14 protein-coding genes are annotated in these 14,791 nt (G+C 75.0%); 5 read left to right on the top strand and 9 right to left on the bottom strand.

Translation table 11 applies throughout. The features are described 5' to 3' along the window. Positions 1-56 precede the first annotated feature (56 nt). The 7 genes from AB0637_RS07065 to rfbB form a co-directional block, all read right to left on the bottom strand. On the bottom strand, positions 57-1,058 hold the full coding sequence (locus tag AB0637_RS07065) for a hypothetical protein (protein ID WP_366170731.1): 1,002 nt from the start codon (positions 1,056-1,058) through the stop codon (positions 57-59). Then, positions 1,055-1,342, bottom strand: a complete 288-nt coding sequence (locus tag AB0637_RS07060) for a hypothetical protein (protein ID WP_366170729.1) — start codon at positions 1,340-1,342, stop codon at positions 1,055-1,057. Before AB0637_RS07060 ends, AB0637_RS07065 begins: the two co-directional genes overlap by 4 nt. 40 nt (positions 1,343-1,382) lie before the next feature. Beyond that, on the bottom strand, positions 1,383-3,815 hold the full coding sequence (locus AB0637_RS07055) for a serine/threonine protein kinase (protein ID WP_366170727.1): 2,433 nt from the start codon (positions 3,813-3,815) through the stop codon (positions 1,383-1,385). 184 nt (positions 3,816-3,999) lie between these two features. Beyond that, positions 4,000-5,484, bottom strand: coding sequence for an oligosaccharide flippase family protein (locus AB0637_RS07050; protein WP_366170725.1), 1,485 nt, complete (start codon positions 5,482-5,484; stop codon positions 4,000-4,002). A 28-nt stretch (positions 5,485-5,512) separates the two neighbouring features. Next, complete coding sequence (locus tag AB0637_RS07045; protein ID WP_366170723.1) at positions 5,513-6,283, bottom strand: family 16 glycosylhydrolase; 771 nt, start codon at positions 6,281-6,283, stop codon at positions 5,513-5,515. A gap of 126 nt (positions 6,284-6,409) precedes the next feature. Next, positions 6,410-7,612, bottom strand: a complete 1,203-nt coding sequence (locus AB0637_RS07040) for a glycoside hydrolase family 16 protein (RefSeq protein ID WP_366170721.1) — start codon at positions 7,610-7,612, stop codon at positions 6,410-6,412. 82 nt (positions 7,613-7,694) lie between these two features. After that, positions 7,695-8,666, bottom strand: a complete 972-nt coding sequence (gene rfbB, locus AB0637_RS07035) for a dTDP-glucose 4,6-dehydratase (RefSeq protein WP_366170719.1) — start codon at positions 8,664-8,666, stop codon at positions 7,695-7,697. Positions 8,667-8,695: 29 nt separating this feature from the next. Here rfbB and rfbA point away from each other — a divergent pair, with 29 nt between their 5' ends. Then, entirely contained in the window at positions 8,696-9,574 is an 879-nt protein-coding gene (gene rfbA, locus AB0637_RS07030; protein WP_366170717.1) for a glucose-1-phosphate thymidylyltransferase RfbA, read from the top strand. On the opposite strand, the gene rfbD is transcribed toward rfbA, so the two are convergent. Beyond that, complete coding sequence (rfbD, locus tag AB0637_RS07025; protein ID WP_366170715.1) at positions 9,567-10,469, bottom strand: dTDP-4-dehydrorhamnose reductase; 903 nt, start codon at positions 10,467-10,469, stop codon at positions 9,567-9,569. The two genes, rfbA and rfbD, sit on opposite strands and share 8 nt — an antisense overlap. A 121-nt stretch (positions 10,470-10,590) precedes the next feature. Here rfbD and rfbC point away from each other — a divergent pair, with 121 nt between their 5' ends. Next, the gene (gene rfbC, locus AB0637_RS07020) at positions 10,591-11,193 is read left to right on the top strand and encodes a dTDP-4-dehydrorhamnose 3,5-epimerase (RefSeq protein ID WP_366170713.1); all 603 of its coding nucleotides are present in this window, start codon (positions 10,591-10,593) and stop codon (positions 11,191-11,193) included. On the opposite strand, the gene AB0637_RS07015 is transcribed toward rfbC, so the two are convergent. Further along, positions 11,144-12,187, bottom strand: coding sequence for a glycosyltransferase family A protein (locus tag AB0637_RS07015; RefSeq protein WP_366170711.1), 1,044 nt, complete (start codon positions 12,185-12,187; stop codon positions 11,144-11,146). The genes rfbC and AB0637_RS07015 overlap by 50 nt on opposite strands. A 233-nt stretch (positions 12,188-12,420) precedes the next feature. Here AB0637_RS07015 and AB0637_RS07010 point away from each other — a divergent pair, with 233 nt between their 5' ends. The 3 genes from AB0637_RS07010 to AB0637_RS07000 are packed head-to-tail and all read left to right on the top strand — an operon-like array spanning position 12,421 to position 14,782. Continuing rightward, positions 12,421-13,242 carry a CDP-alcohol phosphatidyltransferase family protein gene (locus AB0637_RS07010; protein ID WP_366170709.1) on the top strand — a complete coding sequence of 274 codons (822 nt, stop codon included), beginning with the start codon at positions 12,421-12,423 and terminating at the stop codon, positions 13,240-13,242. Positions 13,243-13,286: 44 nt separating this feature from the next. Further along, entirely contained in the window at positions 13,287-13,736 is a 450-nt protein-coding gene (locus AB0637_RS07005; RefSeq protein WP_366170815.1) for an adenylyltransferase/cytidyltransferase family protein, read from the top strand. Further along, a complete protein-coding gene (locus AB0637_RS07000) occupies positions 13,733-14,782 on the top strand; it encodes a DUF6492 family protein (protein ID WP_366170707.1) in 1,050 nt (349 codons plus the stop codon). Before AB0637_RS07005 ends, AB0637_RS07000 begins: the two co-directional genes overlap by 4 nt. Positions 14,783-14,791 lie beyond the last annotated feature (9 nt).

Here is a 14,791-nt window from a genome sequence, read left to right as displayed (position 1 = left end):
ACCCGGCAGGAACCCGGCAGGAACCCGGCATGGGTCGGGCCGGGCTCGCGCCGCGGTCAGCCGGGGGAACCCACGGCGGACTGCGCCGGGCCGGTCGCGACGTCGAGGGCGTCGAGCACGGGGTCACCCGGGGTGAACTTGCGGGCGAGGAACCGCCCGGACCCCAGCAGGTGCGGCAGGTCGGCCACGCCGAACTCGTCGGGCCGGCCGCTGCCCGGGTCGCTGAACCGGATCTCGTGCAGCGCGGCGCGTTCCACGACGAGGCCGGGTTCGGCGGCGAGCAGCGTCGGCACGACGGCCTCCGTCGGGATGACCGTGTGGTCGAAGAAGTCCAGCAGGGCCTGGCCCTCGGGGGTCTCGAACCGCTGCAGGAGCGCGGCGACGGCGCGCCGGGACAGGGCGAACCAGGCCGAACCCCACCAGAGCTCGCACCCCGCGACAGGCGGTGCGGCGCGCCGGCCCACCTTCGGCGGGAGCCCCGTCCCGACGGGCAGCAGGTACAGCCGCACGAACGGCTGGGTCCGCTCGAGGACCTCCGCCAGCAGTTCGCCCGCGCGGCGCAGGGCCCGCGGTGACCGGCGACCGCCGGGCCACGACGGCAGGGTCGCGTACCGGAACCCGTAGCGCCGCCGCAGGTCCCGGGCCACGGCCGGGTCGCCCGTCGCGGCCACGGGGTGCGCGTCGAGGACCGCGTCGGCCGGGGTGTCGCGCAGTCGCGCGTGCAGGTCGGCGGCGGGGGCCACCGGGTAGTCCTGCTCGGACAGGGTCACGACCCAGTCGACGTCGAGCTCGGCCAGGACCCAGCGCAGCACGCGGTGCCGTTCGCGTTCCAGGCTCGCGTCCCCCCAGACGACCGGTGCGGTCGTCAGGTGCAGGTGCCCGTCGACGGCGTCGACGACGGCGGGGTCGAGCGGGTTCTCGAAGCCGTTGTGCAGCAGCACGATCTCGGCGGCGGGGTCGTTGCGTCGCAGGGTGCGCAGCAACCGCGCGAGCTGCTCGCCGGACCGGTAGGAGGAGACGAGGTACGCCAGTCGCAGCGGACGCGGGACCCCCGTCACGACGACAGCGCCAGCGAGAACCGGACGAGCGTGGCCAGGGCGGCCAGCAGCCCGCAGCCGACGACGACGGTCAGGAGGACCGGGGTGAGGAACCGGCCGGCGCCGGCGGACGCGGCCGGACCTCCCGCGACCACCGGCCGCCGGCGGAGGTCGAGGGCCAGGGCGCCGGCACCGGCGACGGCGAGCAGGACCAGACCCAGCCAGGACGCCAGCGCCCGGGTCACCCCACGCGGGAACAGCGCGGCGAGCGAGCCGTCGAGGATCGGTTCGACGAGGTGGTGCACCGGGTCCTCCAGGACGTGGGTTCGTGGTTCGGCGGGTGCGTCAGGCGCTGCGCTGCAGCAGGAGCGCGTCGGTCCAGCGCCCCACGACGTGGTAGCGGCCCGAACTCGTGAGGCGGTCGCCGAACTGCCACAACCACCCCGTGGAGCGGCCCTGCTGCAGCTCCCCGAGGGCCTCCTGCTCCGAGCTCAGCAGGACGAACTCCGGCGGGTCGTCGCCGAAGCAGGACGCGAGCCCGTCGGACAGGCAGGCGTCGACGTCGAGGAGCCGTTCGTTCGGCGACGCGACCGGGTACCGCGGGGCCAGGCCGGACCCCTCGAGCGTCGTGGCGACGGCGTCGTGCGGACCGGCCAGGGCGAAGTACCGCTCGGAGGCCGCCACGAGTCCGGGGGTCGTGCGTTCGAAGGACGTGTTGAGGCCACGCGTGCCCACGAGCAGCAACCCCGCCACCACGGCGAGCGCCACGGCACCCGCGACGACCGCGGACTCCGTGACCACGGGACGCACGGCGTGGTGCCGGTGCCGACCGCGGCTGGGACGGGCGGCGCCGGGCGCGACGAGGTCGCGCAGCGCCACGACCGCGAGCGGTGCGAGCACCGGGGAGGCGAAGAGGAAGCAGCGGATGACGACCTCGCCGCCGTAGCTCTGCACGGCCATGAGCCCGAAGGGGGCACCGGCCAGTCCGGCGAGCAGCAGCGCGCCGGGCCGGCGGCGCCCCTTGACGAGGCCGCCGAGGGCGAGCAGGAAGAGCAGCCCCGACCAGGCCATCCGCACGTACTGGGCGTGCTGGTACGTGGGGTCGCCCGTGAGCCGGTCGGCCACCCCGGCCCCCAGGGACGACCCCACCTGCCCGACGTCCCCCAGCACCATCGCGAGGTGCCCGCGCCAGAAGTCGGTGGCGCCGTAGCTGAACCACCCGGCGAACAGGACGGCGGCGACGACCCACAGGAACCGGAACCGGGCGTGCCCGGTCGCGGTGAGCACGCCGAGGGTCAGCAGCAGCGTCAGCGGCGTGAGCTGGTGGGCGGCGACGATGCCGGCCGTCACGAGGACGAGGGCGAGGAGAAGGGCGCGCAGGGACGCCGGGCTCGTGCCCGACGGGTCGGCGGGCGTCCGGTGCAGGGCCACGGCGACGCGACGGCGCCAGGTCCCGGCGGCCGCGGCCGGGGACGTCCCGGCACCCGGCAGCCGGGCCAGCCACAGGCAGGTCGCGAGGACGGCGAGGTAGCACGTGAGGGCCGTGGCCTGCGGGGAGAAGTAGTCCTGCTGGTACCAGTTCGTCAGCATGCCGGCGAAGACGGCGGCCCACGCCCAGCGCCGCGACCCCGTCACGACCCGGCCGACGAGCAGCAGCGCGGGCAGGTCCACGAGGGCCGAGAACAGCGGGGCCAGGACGAGGAAGGTCCGGGCGTCGGGGACCCCGGCGAGCGCGACGAGCTGCGCGCCCGCCCCCCAGAACGCCGGCCAGCTGAAGCGCGCGTCGACCCCGGCCGGGACCGCGCCGTGGGTGGAGACGTACTCGATGAACCCGACGTGGACCCACGCCGTCGGGACGCTTCCGTACCCGTCCGCGGCCGACACCGTGGTGTAGCCGACGAGGGCGAGCAGGACGGTCGCCCCGACGAGGACGAGCTGGTCGGGGGCGCGGCGGCGCAGCGCCAGCACCGTGACGACGGCCGTCAGGACGAGGGCGGCGACGATGCGCCACCCGAGCACGGGCAGCAGCCCCAGGGACGAGACGCGGTCCAGGGGAAGGTCCCGGGTCCCCCACCACCACAGACCCGCCGCCGCCAGCAGCAGGGCCAGCGCCAGGACCCGGAACCGCCCGCCGCGCAGCCGCCGGCCGGGGGTGGCGGGCCACCCGACCGCCTGCACGCGGGCACGGGCGGAACGGCTGCGGCGCAGCAGGACCGCCGTGGCGGCCAGGGCGAGGACCGTGCCGGACCAGGCGGACCCCACGGGGTGCCAGAACCCGGTGACGAGCGCGGCCGTGCCCTGCACGAGGGCCCAGGAGAAGCTCAGCGCGACCGCCAGGGCGGCCGTCACGAGGAGGTTCGGCAACCGCAGGGCGAGCGCCAGCGGCAACCCCGGGACGAGCGTGACGAACAGGACCGCGGCGAGCGCCCGGCCGGGCGGGTGCAGCCCGAGGGCGGCGAGGGCCGGGACCGCGACGGCCAGGACGAGCGAGACGACGAGCGGGACCCGCAGGAGGTGCAGGACGCGCAGGGCCCGGACGTCGGGCCGGCCCCCCGCGGTACGTGCCACCGTCCCTGCCGACGGGTTCCTGGACGGGACCGGGCGCGTCCGCAGCCGGGTTCCACGGCGCGAGGGCACCGGTCCGGGACCGGTCGTCGTCCCGTCGGCGGGCGCGACGGGACCGTCGGGTCGCGGCTCGTGGGCCCGGCGCAACGACAGCCCGCCGCGCAGGGGCAGCGTCGCGACCGCCGTGGCGCCGGCGCGCAGACGTCCGTCCACGGCTCCCCCTCCCCCGTCGTCCGGACCCGGTGGCACCGGGTCCTCCTCGATCGTCACGCTCCGCAGCCGTCCTGGGCACCTCCCGCCGGGCGGGGGTGGGCCGTCCGGGGCGCCGCGGCCGGATTGCGACCCGGCGGGGTGCACCCGTCCGTGTCCGGCCCCGGCCGGGCCCCGGCCGGTGAGGTCACAGCACCCGTCGGGCCCGCCGGAGCAGCACCAGGCACCACGGCAGGCAGGCCAGGGCGAACGCGAAGCGCACCGCGTTCGTCGTCGTGTCCTGCGGCAGCAGCACCGTCGCCCCCGCCACCGCGCTGACGAGGAGGATCTCGGCGTGCAGCCGCCGGGACGCCCGGGGGAAGGTGCCCAGGCCCCGGGCGCACCAGCGCTGAGCGGCGCTGAGCGCGCAGAACGCGACGAGCGTGGCGACGGCCGCCCCGAGGGCCCCCCAGTGCGGTACGAGGACGAGGTTCAGGCCGATGTTGAGCGCGGCCACCAGCATCGAGACGACGGCCAGCGGACGGGTGCGGCGCTCGATGACGAGCATGCGGCTCGTCGCCGTGCCCGCGGCGCCGGCGTAGGCGCTCAGCACGACGACGTAGACGACGGCCAGCAGCCCGGCCGGCTGGAAGCTCTCCGGCGCGATGACGCGCAGCGCCACGGGCGCGCCCAGGACGATGCCGAGCACGACCGGGGACAGCAGCCGGTAGATGGTGTCGCGGGTCGCGCCGACGAGCACCCAGCGCTCGGCGCGGTCGGCCACGGCGGCGAACCGCGGGGTCCACAGCGAGCTCGCCAGCGCGATGACCTGGGTCGCGACGTAGCCGAGCGTGTAGGCGATCTGGTAGCGGCCGACCTCGGCGGGCCCGACGAGCCGTTGCAGGACGATGCGGTCGCCGGCGTTGAGCACGTACCCGGACAGGGCGCTGAGGACGAGCGGGACGCCGAAGGCGAGGGCGGGGCCGACCGTGGGGCGGTGGAAGGCGCCGCGCCAGCGCGGCCGGGTGACGAGGAGCCCCGCGACCGCCCCCACGGCGTCCGCGACGACGAGCCCCGTGACGTAGCGGGCGACGCCCGTCGGACCGGCCGCCTCGACGTGGCCCAGGACGAGGCCGACGCCCAGCAGCTGTCCCCCGACCGTCGAGACGGCGGTGATGACGGTGTACGGCCGCAGGCGGTCGGCGGCGAGCAGCAGCCCGAGGGCGACGAACGCGCCCGCCGTCGGCACCGTCCACACGACGGTGAGGAACAGGACGGGCCGGTCGGTGAACCCCGTGAACGGCCCCCACCAGGCCGCGGTGGCCCAGACGACGGTCGTGCAGGCCGTCGCCAGCAGCAGCGCCGTCGTGGCCAGGCTGCGGGCCACCCGGTCGTCGCCGTCCTGGCTGGCGCGCAGGACGGCGGCCTGGTCGACCCCGAGCAGGACGAAGGCGATGAGCAGCTGGTGCACCGAGACGGCGAGGGCCAGGGTGCCCAGGGCCGCGGGGTCGCCGAGGACGTGGGCCAGGACGGGGGAGACGAAGGCGCTGGAGACGAGCTGCATGCCGGCGACGACGACGTAGAGGAGGCCGCGGCCGAAGAGCGTCGAGGACCCCGCGGGGCTCGTCGAGGGCGGTGCCGGCGGCGGCGCGGACTCCTCGGGGGCCGGCCGGGTGGGCGTGTCGGCGCTCACGCGCGCTCCTCGAGGGGGTGAGCGGGGGTCAGGTCCACGGGTGGCTCTCGATCCTCACGTCGGAGACCTCCACGAGCGCCTCCGCGGTGGGCAGTCCGCCGGGCCGGGTCGCGGTGCTGCCGGTCTCGGTCTGCAGGACGAAGTGCATGGAGGTGTCGGGCACCCCGGTCGTCGAGGACCCGACGAGGGTCCCGTCGAGCAGGAACCGGACGAGGCCGGGACTCCACTCCACGACGGCGGTGTGCCAGTCGTCGAGCCGGGCTCCGGTGGGGAACTCCTCGACCGTCCCCGCGGGGTCGGCGTGGTGCAGGAAGGCGCCGACGGTGTGCTGCAGGTCCGCGTCGGGGAAGTCGATCTCGCCGTCGTCCGGCCACCGCTCGCTGTCCGGCCAGAGCAGGAACGCGAGTTTCCAGCCCGGGACGGGATCGGCGCGCAGGCGGACGGTGTAGCGGCCGTAGCGCTGGCCGTAGTGGGGCAGGCGCGGGACGACGGCCGCGGACGCGGGTTCGCCGTCGACCTGCTGCAGCCGGAACCGCAACCGGCCGTCCTGCACCGACAGCACCTGGTCGGGCCGGTACACCCCGCGCTTGGACGTGTCCCGCCACCCCGTCGGGTAGACGTCGAACCGGTCGCCGTAGACGTGGCGGAACTCCCCCTCGGCGGCGTCGTCGGGGAACTCCTCGTGGAACAGGACCGGTCCGGCGGGGGTGGCCCCGTCCGAGCAGCCGGCGGTCACCAGGAGGGCGCTCGCACCGAGGGTCGCGAGGAACGACCGGCGGGTCCTGGACGTCCCGCTCACCCGGTGGTCCTCCCCTCCTCGCCGCACGTGTCGGTCCATCGTGCGGGGCGGGGCCGGGTGCGGGAACCGGGGTGAGCGCTGCGGCGCCCGTTCGGGCGAGCCGCGCGACCCACGTGGCGCAACGGGTCAGGACCGTTCCCAGGCGGCGACCCAGTCGACGAGGACGTGGGCCTGGGAGTCCGCGGGCGGCACCGTCTTGCCCGTGACGGTCTGCAGGACGAGGTGCAGGGGTTTCGTCGGGACGGTCGCGGAGCTCCCGGTGCGGCGGCCGTCGAGGAAGAACGTCACGGCCTGCGGGGTCCACTCGACGGTGGCCGTGTGCCACTGGTCCCACGTCCCGGGGGTGAACACCGACAGGGCGTTCGCGGCCGGGGTGGTGAGGTCGTGGTTGTGCGCGTCGACCGAGGTCGCCGTCGTCATCCCCTCGGCGAAGTCGATCTCACCGTCGTGCCAGTCGTCACCGTCGGACCACAGCAGGAACGCCGCCCCCCAGCCGGCACCGGGGTCGGCGCGGAAGCGCACGGAGTAGCGCCCGAAGCTGCGCCCGCCCCACGTGCCGTCACCGTTCACCAGGGCGACGACGCCGGCGCCCAGCGCCGTGCCGTCCTGCGTGCGCGTGTGCAGGTCCAGGACGCCGTCGTGGACGGAGGCGACGTCCTTCGTGGCGTACCGGAAGCTGCCGGAGGAGTCGGGGAACCCGTCGTACCCGGCCCAGTGGGCGGAGTAGGCCGGGCCGGGGAAGCCTCCCGGGGCGAGGTCGGTGTCGAAACCCTCGGCGAGCACCTGGCGCCAGCCCGGCAGGTCGCGGCGGGGCAGGTCGCCGGTCGCCGCCGACGGGTCGTCCGTGGCGACCGGGGAGGCGGTCTTGGCGGACGGGGACGCGCTCGACGGGGTCGTGGCCGTGCCGGCCGTGGTGACGGTGGTCGGCGCCGACCCGGCGGCCACCACGAGCCGGGCCTGCCGGCCGACGTCGGCCCAGACCCCGTCGACGCGCACGCACCCGCCGAAGGAGTACGTCCCGGCGGGCAGGGTCCCGGTGCTCGTCAGGTGCACGGCGTCACCGGAGACCTCGACGTGGCGGGTCAGCGGGAAGTCCACGCGCGCCCCCGCCGGGTCGGTGAAGCAGACGCCGGCGTAGTCCGCCGTCGTCGCCGCCGCGGCGGACAGCGTCGCCTGCGCCGACAGGTCCAGGCCCCGGGCGACGACGAGGGCCGACCCCGAGAACGGCGGCGCGGCCGTGCCCGTGGTCTGGAACCAGACGACGGTGACCGCGGACGCGGCGACGACCCCGGCGGCGAGGACCCGCAGCCGGGTGCTGGACCGGGCCACGCGCTCACCTCCCCCGGGTTCGTGGACCTCCAGGGGTGATCGGCGCGGTCGGGCTCCCGGTTGAGCGCCGGGAACCGGGCGGTCAGGCCGCGAGCAGCGGCCGCCACCAGTCGGTGCGCTCGCGGTACCAGCGGACGGTGTCGGCGAGCCCGGTCGCGAAGTCGTGCACCGGGGCGTACCCGAGCTCGTCGCGGATCTTGCGGCAGTCCACCGAGTACCGCAGGTCGTGACCCGGGCGGTCCGGGACGTGCCGCACGCGGCTCCAGTCGGCGCCGAGCGCGTCCAGCACCCGAGCGGTGAGCTCGGAGTTCGTCAGCTCGGTGCCGCCCCCGATGTTGTAGACCTCCCCGGGACGGCCGGAGCGGACGACGAGGTCGATCCCGCGGCAGTGGTCGTCGACGTGCAGCCAGTCGCGCACGTTCGCCCCGTCGCCGTAGAGCGGGACGGTCCCGCCGTCCAGCAGGGTCGTCACGAACAGCGGGACGACCTTCTCCGGGAACTGGTAGGGGCCGTAGTTGTTCGAGCACCGGGTCGTGCAGACGGGGACGCCGTGGGTGCGGCCGTAGGCGCGGACGAGCAGGTCCGAGGACGCCTTCGACGCCGAGTACGGCGAGTTCGGCTCCAACGGGCTGTCCTCGGTCCAGGAACCCCGCGGGATCGAGCCGTACACCTCGTCGGTCGACACGTGGACGAACTTCTCGACACCGCGCCGGGCGGCCGCCTCGAGCAGCACCTGGGTGCCGGCGACGTTGGTGCGCACGAAGTCGGCCCCGCCGGCGATGGAGCGGTCGACGTGCGTCTCGGCCGCGAAGTGGACGACGACGTCCGCCGCGGCGACGAGCGGGTCGACGACCTCGGCGTCCGCGACGTCGCCGGGCACGACGCGCAGCCGCGGGTCGTCGGCCACCGGGTCGAGGTTCGCGGGGTTCCCGGCGTAGGTGAACTTGTCGAGCACGACGAGTTCGGCGACCTCGGCGGACCGGGGCCCGGACAGCGCCGTCCGCACGTAGTGGCTCCCGATGAACCCCGCCCCGCCCGTGACCAGCACCTTCATGCCACCCAGGGTAGTGGCACACTCACGCCATGCGGGGGATCATCCTGGCCGGGGGTTCGGGCACGCGCCTGCACCCGATCACGCAGGCCACGAGCAAGCAACTGCTCGCGGTCTACGACAAGCCGATGGTCTACTACCCGCTGACGACCCTCATGCTGGCGGGCATCCGCGAGGTGCTCGTCATCACCACCCCGCAGGACGCCCCCCAGTTCCGGCGTCTGCTCGGCGACGGCTCCCGGTTCGGCATCCGGTTGTCCTACGCCGAACAACCCGAACCGGGCGGCCTGGCCCAGGCGTTCCTCATCGGCGAGGAGTTCATCGACGGCGGCGACGTCGCGCTCGTGCTGGGGGACAACGTGTTCTACGGTCCCGGGCTGGGGCAGCAGCTCGCCCGGTTCACCGGCGTGAGCGGGGCCACGATCTTCGCCTACCAGGTCCGCGACCCCAGCGCGTACGGCACGGTCGAGTTCGACGCGACCGGCCGCGTGGTGGGTCTGGAGGAGAAACCCGCGCGGCCCCGCAGCAGCTACGCCGTGCCAGGCCTGTACTTCTACGACGCCGACGTCGTGGGCATCGCGCGCGGTCTGCGACCGTCCGCGCGCGGGGAACTCGAGGTCACCGACGTCCACCTCGAGTACCTGCGCCGGGGCCGGTTGCACGTCGAGGTGCTCCCCCGCGGCACCGCGTGGCTCGACACCGGCACGTTCGACCAGATGCTCGCGGCCAGCAACTTCGTCGGAACCCTGGAATCGCGGCAGGGCCTGAAGATCGGCTGCCCCGAGGAGGTCGCGTGGGTCCAGGGCTGGATCGACGACGACGAGCTGCGCGAACGGGCGGCCGGCCTCGCCAAGAGCGGGTACGGCGAGTACCTGCTCGGGCTGCTCGACCGTCCGCGCCCCCTCAGCTGAGGGCGCCGGCCGCGCTCGCGCCCACCGCCTCCAGGACCTCCGGGGCCGCCACCGCCCACCGCTCCCGCCAGTCCCCCGGAGGTCGGATCCCGACGCGGGGCAACCCGTCGATGTCGAGCACGGAGAACTCCGGCCGCCGCGCCGCGGTCGGGAACTCCTCCGTGGTGACCGCACGCACCGGGACGTCGCCGACCCCGGCGCTCGCCAGCACCTCGCGGGCGAACGCGCACCACGTCGTCCGGCCCGCCGAGGTCGCGTGGTAGGTGCCCGCCGGGGCCCCGGCGGCGACGAGGTCGACGACCACCCGGGCCACGTCCGCGGTCCAGGTGGGTGCCCCCCACTGGTCGTCGACGACGGACAGCGCCCCCCGCTCCCGCGCCAGCCGCAGGACGGTCCGCGGGAAGCAGCCACCGGCCGCCCCGTAGACCCAGGCGGTCCGCACGACGAGGGCGTCACCGCCGGCGGCCAGGACCGCCTCCTCGCCCGCGAGCTTGCTGCGTCCGTAGGCCGAGACCGGCCCCGTCGGGTCGTCGACGCGGAGGGCGGGGCGGGTCTCCGGCACCCCGCCGGAGTTCCCTCCGAACACGTAGTCGGTCGACAAGTGGACCATCCGGACACCGCTCGCGGCGGCGGCACGGGCCACCGTCCCGGCCCCGGCGGCGTTGACGGCGTGGGCCGCGGGCTCGTCGGACTCCGCGAGGTCGACGGCCGTCCAGGCGGCGCAGTTGACGACGACGTCGGCGCCGGCGAGGACCTCGTGGCAGCGCCGCTCGTCCAGCACGTCGAGGTCCGCGCGGCGCAGCGGGACGACCTCGGCCGCGGGGTCGGCTGTGCGCACGGCGCGGACCACGTCGGGGGCCAACAGGCCACCGGCACCGGTCACCACCCAGCGCATCTGCTACCCCCTGTGACCATTTTCTAGATTCCTGTGAAGCGCCCAGCATACTGAGAGTCATCTGGCCTGATGCAGCCGTCGCTCACCAGAGGAGAACTCTCCGGAACCAAGGGGTCACAACGTGCACGTCGAAGAACTTCCCGTACCGGGGGCGTACGTCCTCACCCCGGTACAGCACGACGACGACCGCGGGACCTTCCTGGAGTGGTTCCGCGCCGACGACCTGCGCGTCGCGACGGGTCGCGACCTCACCCTCGCGCAGGCCAACTGCTCCGTCTCGGCGGCCGGCGTCGTCCGGGGCGTCCACTACGCCGACGTCCCACCGGGGCAGGCCAAGCACGTCTTCTGCGCGAGCGGTGCGGTCCTCGACGTCGTCGTCGACCTGAGGGTCGGCTCCCCGGCGTTCGGTCGCTCCGCCTCGGTCGTGCTCGACGACGTCGACCGACGAGCGGTCTTCCTGCCCGAGGGGGTGGGGCACGCGTTCGTCGCCCTGGCCGACGCCTCGACCGTCGTCTACCTGTGCTCGACGGGGTACGCGCCCGGGCGGGAGCACGGGGTGGACCCGTTCGACCCCGACCTCGCAGTGGCGTGGCCCGCCACGGGTCGCGACGGCGCCCCGCTCGAGCTGCGGTTGTCGGACAGGGACCGCCGAGCCCCCTCGCTGCAGGAAGCGCTCACGGCGGGGGCGCTGCCGACGTGGGCGCAGTGCTCGTCCTTGCGCTGACCCCGCTGCGGACGTACTCGGCGTAGGTCCACCCCCAGGCCCCGCCTGCCATCCCGATCCCGCGGGCGGCGGCCCGGGCTCCTCGGGCGTGCCAGCGCGGTCGGCGCAGCACCGTCCCCGCCACCACTCCGGCACCCCCCACCCCTGCGCGCAGGACCCCCGCCGCAGTCAGCCCGACCCGCCGCCGCCACCGCCGAGCGGGACGCCCGGCGAGCGCCAGCGACGTCCTCGACCAGCTGTTCCCGCTGCGCAACGCCCTGCGCAGCACCCACTCCCGAGTCGCTCGCGCGGCCGGGACGACGTCGGTGACCAGCGCCTCGTCGCACCACACGAGCCGTAGGCCGGCCCCGGTGAGGGACCGCGTGAAGAGGGTGTCCGACCCACCGCTGAGGCCGAACCGCTCGTCGAACGCCGAGCCCGGGTCGACCCCGGCTGCCCTCAGGACCCGCAGGTCCAGCAGCAGGTTGTTCGTGGCGGCGACCTCCACGGGGGTGCCCGTCGGGAGCCGGCGCCGCGTGAAGAAGCCGCCGGCGTCGATCCAGGGGTCGAGGGGGCCCTCGAAGGTGGAGACCACCGGGCCCACCACCCCGGCGAGGCGACCGGACGGGGCGTTGCGGCCGTGCTCGGCGAGCAGGGCGTCCAGCCAGCCGTCGCCGGGGCGCTCGTCGTCGTCGAGGAAGACGAGCAGGTCGACCGGGGTGACCTGCGGGCCACCGTGCGTCACCGGCGTACCGGGAGCGTCCGCCTCGACCAGTGCCCGGTTCCGGGCGGCGGCGATGCCGGGGCGCGGTTCGTGGACGTGCCGCAGAGGGGCCCCCGGGACGGCGGCGGCGGCCTCGACGATCTCGCGGGCGGACGCTGCGGGGTCGTTGTCGACGACCAGGACCTCGACCGGCAGCAGGGCGGCCGACGCCTGCGCGCGCAGCCGGGGAAGGAGGTCGGTGAGGTCGTCGGGGCGGCGGTAGGTCAGGACGGCGACCACGACGCGCGACACGCCGTTCAGCGGTCGGTCACCCTGCGCGGCAGCGGGATCGCGGTTGGTGACGCCCGCGGTCTCCCTTGTCGACTGCACAACGTGTACCGTCCGTCTCTCTCTGCAGTGTGCTCAACGAGGCCATCTTCACCCACGGGGACGCACCGTCACCAGAATGTCTAGCAAATCGCACACTCAGCGTCACCGGCATGACAGTCTGGACCAACGCACCAGAGGACCCGGGGGGGCCGCACGTGAACGCCGGAGGAGTGACCCGGGAGGACTCCCGGCACAGCACGCAGACGGACGCACCCGAGCTCGCGAGGCGTCGGCCGCGCTACGCCGACGCCGTGCGGCGGCTGTCCGGGGCACAGAAGAGCGCCCAGGGCGCACCCGCGTACTCCCGCTTCGTCAACCGTCCCCTCGGCCGGCGCCTCGCAGCCGCCGCCCACGTCCTGGGCCTCACGCCGAACCAGGTGACCGTCCTCTCCGGACTCACGACCGGAGCGGGCATCGCCGCGCTGGCGCTGCTGCCCCCGACGTGGTGGACCGGTGTCGTCGTCGCGGCCCTGCTGGTGCTCGGGTACGCCCTCGACGCCGCCGACGGCCAGCTCGCCCGGCTGCGGGGCGGAGGATCCAGCGCAGGTGAGTGGCTCGACCACGTCGTCGACGCCGCGAAGACGGCCACGATCCACCTCGCGGTGCTCGTGGCGGCCTACCGCGGCTGGGAGCCTCAGCCGGAGTCGTGGCTGCTGTTGCCGCTGCTGTTCAGTGCGGTCTCGTGCACCTGGTTCTTCACGATCATCCTCAACGACCACCTGCGGCGCCGTGCCGGAGCGCGCGACGGGCAGGCCACGGTGGTCGCCGGCGAGGCGCGGCAGCACTCGACGCTCCGGTCCTTGGCCTCGGTCCCCGTCGACTACGGCGTGCTGTGCCTCGTCACGGCCCTGTCCGGCCTGCCCGCCGTCTTCGGCTGGGTCTACGGCACCCTGGCGATCGGCTTCACCCTCGTCACGGCGGCCTCGATGGTGGCCTGGTACCGGCAGGTCTCGGCGCTCGACGGGACCACGCCGTGAGGGACGCGGCGGACGCGACCGCCGGGCCGGCGCGCACCCTCGACCTGCGCACGGCCCCGGGAACCGGGGGCCCGCGTCCGGTGACCGGGTACGTGCCGGGCGCGTGGGACCTGTTCCACGTCGGCCACCTGAACATCCTGCGGCGGGCCCGGGAGTCCTGTGACGAACTCGTCGTGGGCGCCGTTACCGACGAGGTGCTGGCCGCCACCAAGGGCCGTCGGCCCGTGATCCCGCTGGCCGAACGGCTGGAGATCGTCGCAAGCCTGAGCCTCGTCGACCGGGTCGTGGTCGACGACTGCACGAGCGACAAGATGCCCATGTGGCAGCGCCTGCGTTTCGACGTCCTGTTCAAGGGCGACGACTGGCGTGGAACCCCGAAGGGTGCCGTTCTGGAGGCGAGCATGGCCGCCGTCGGCGCCCGGATCGTCTACTTCCCCTACACGCACGGGACCACGTCGACGCTGTTGCGGCAGTTCATCGAGACGAACGGATGAGCGGCGTCCCCGTCGCCCCGGTCCCGCTGTCCCTCCTCACGGTGACCTACCCGGCGGAGTTCGGGCTGCAGCGGGTGCAGGCTCGGTCCGTGGAACGGTTCGTGGACCCCGACCTGCTGGACTCCGTCGTCGTCGTCGTGAACTCCAGCCCGGCGCTGTTCCGCCGCCACGCGACCGAACTGCTGGACGCCTACGGGGCACTCGCTCCCCGCGTGCGGGTCGTGCACCGCGACGAGGTCGCACGACTCCCCCGCACCACCGGCTGGCGTTCCCAGCAGGTGCTCAAGCTCCTCGCCGCGCGGTCGCTGCACGCCGAACGCGTCGTCGTGCTCGACAGCAAGAACCACTTCACGAACCGGTTGCGGCCCGACCACTTCACCACCCTGGACGGCCGTCCTCGCGTCTGCCTCACCGACTACCGGAACCACCCGCTCCGCCCCAACGTCGAGCGGGTGCTGCGCTACGTCGGGCTCCCACCCGCGGCGCACCTCCCGCGGTTCAGCTCCACCGTGACGCCTGCCGTGCTGGTCCCCGAACTCGTCCGAGACCTGGTCCGGGACGTGGAGGCCCGTTCCGGCCGGGCCTTCGCCCACGAGTTCATCGCCCGCGACCTCACCGAGTTCCCGTTGTACGCGGCGTGGATGACGGCGAACGGCCTGCCGACCGAGGAGGTCTACGACACCTCCCTGACCCGCTCGGCCACGGTCTGGCCCCGTGCGTGCGGAGCGGCCGACGTCGACGAGGCGTTCACCCGGGCGGACGCCGGCGTGCCCGTCGTCGGGGTCCACCGGCGGGCACTGGACCGCATGCAGGCTCCCGCGGTGGCCGCACTCGGCGCCCAGTGGGGGCGACGGGGGCTCGTGGACGACGTCGGGCGCGCCGCCGAGAGCGTCCTGGCCCTGCGGGCCGAGCAGCGGCGCGCAGCGTTCCGTCAGAGGCTCGGCGAGACGCCGCTGGCGGTCCGCGCCCGGATCCGGCGGGTGCTCACCGGGAGCGGGCCGCCCGGCCCGCCGGTCGCCGCGACCCCTGACCCCGCGACGTCCTGACGCCGAGAC

Origin of the sequence: Kineococcus sp. NPDC059986 (assembly GCF_040702905.1) — a bacterium.
Classification (GTDB): Bacteria; Actinomycetota; Actinomycetes; order Actinomycetales; family Kineococcaceae; genus Kineococcus.
Note: the sequence above shows the minus strand (reverse complement) of the source record. Positions and strands in the feature narration are given on the sequence as shown.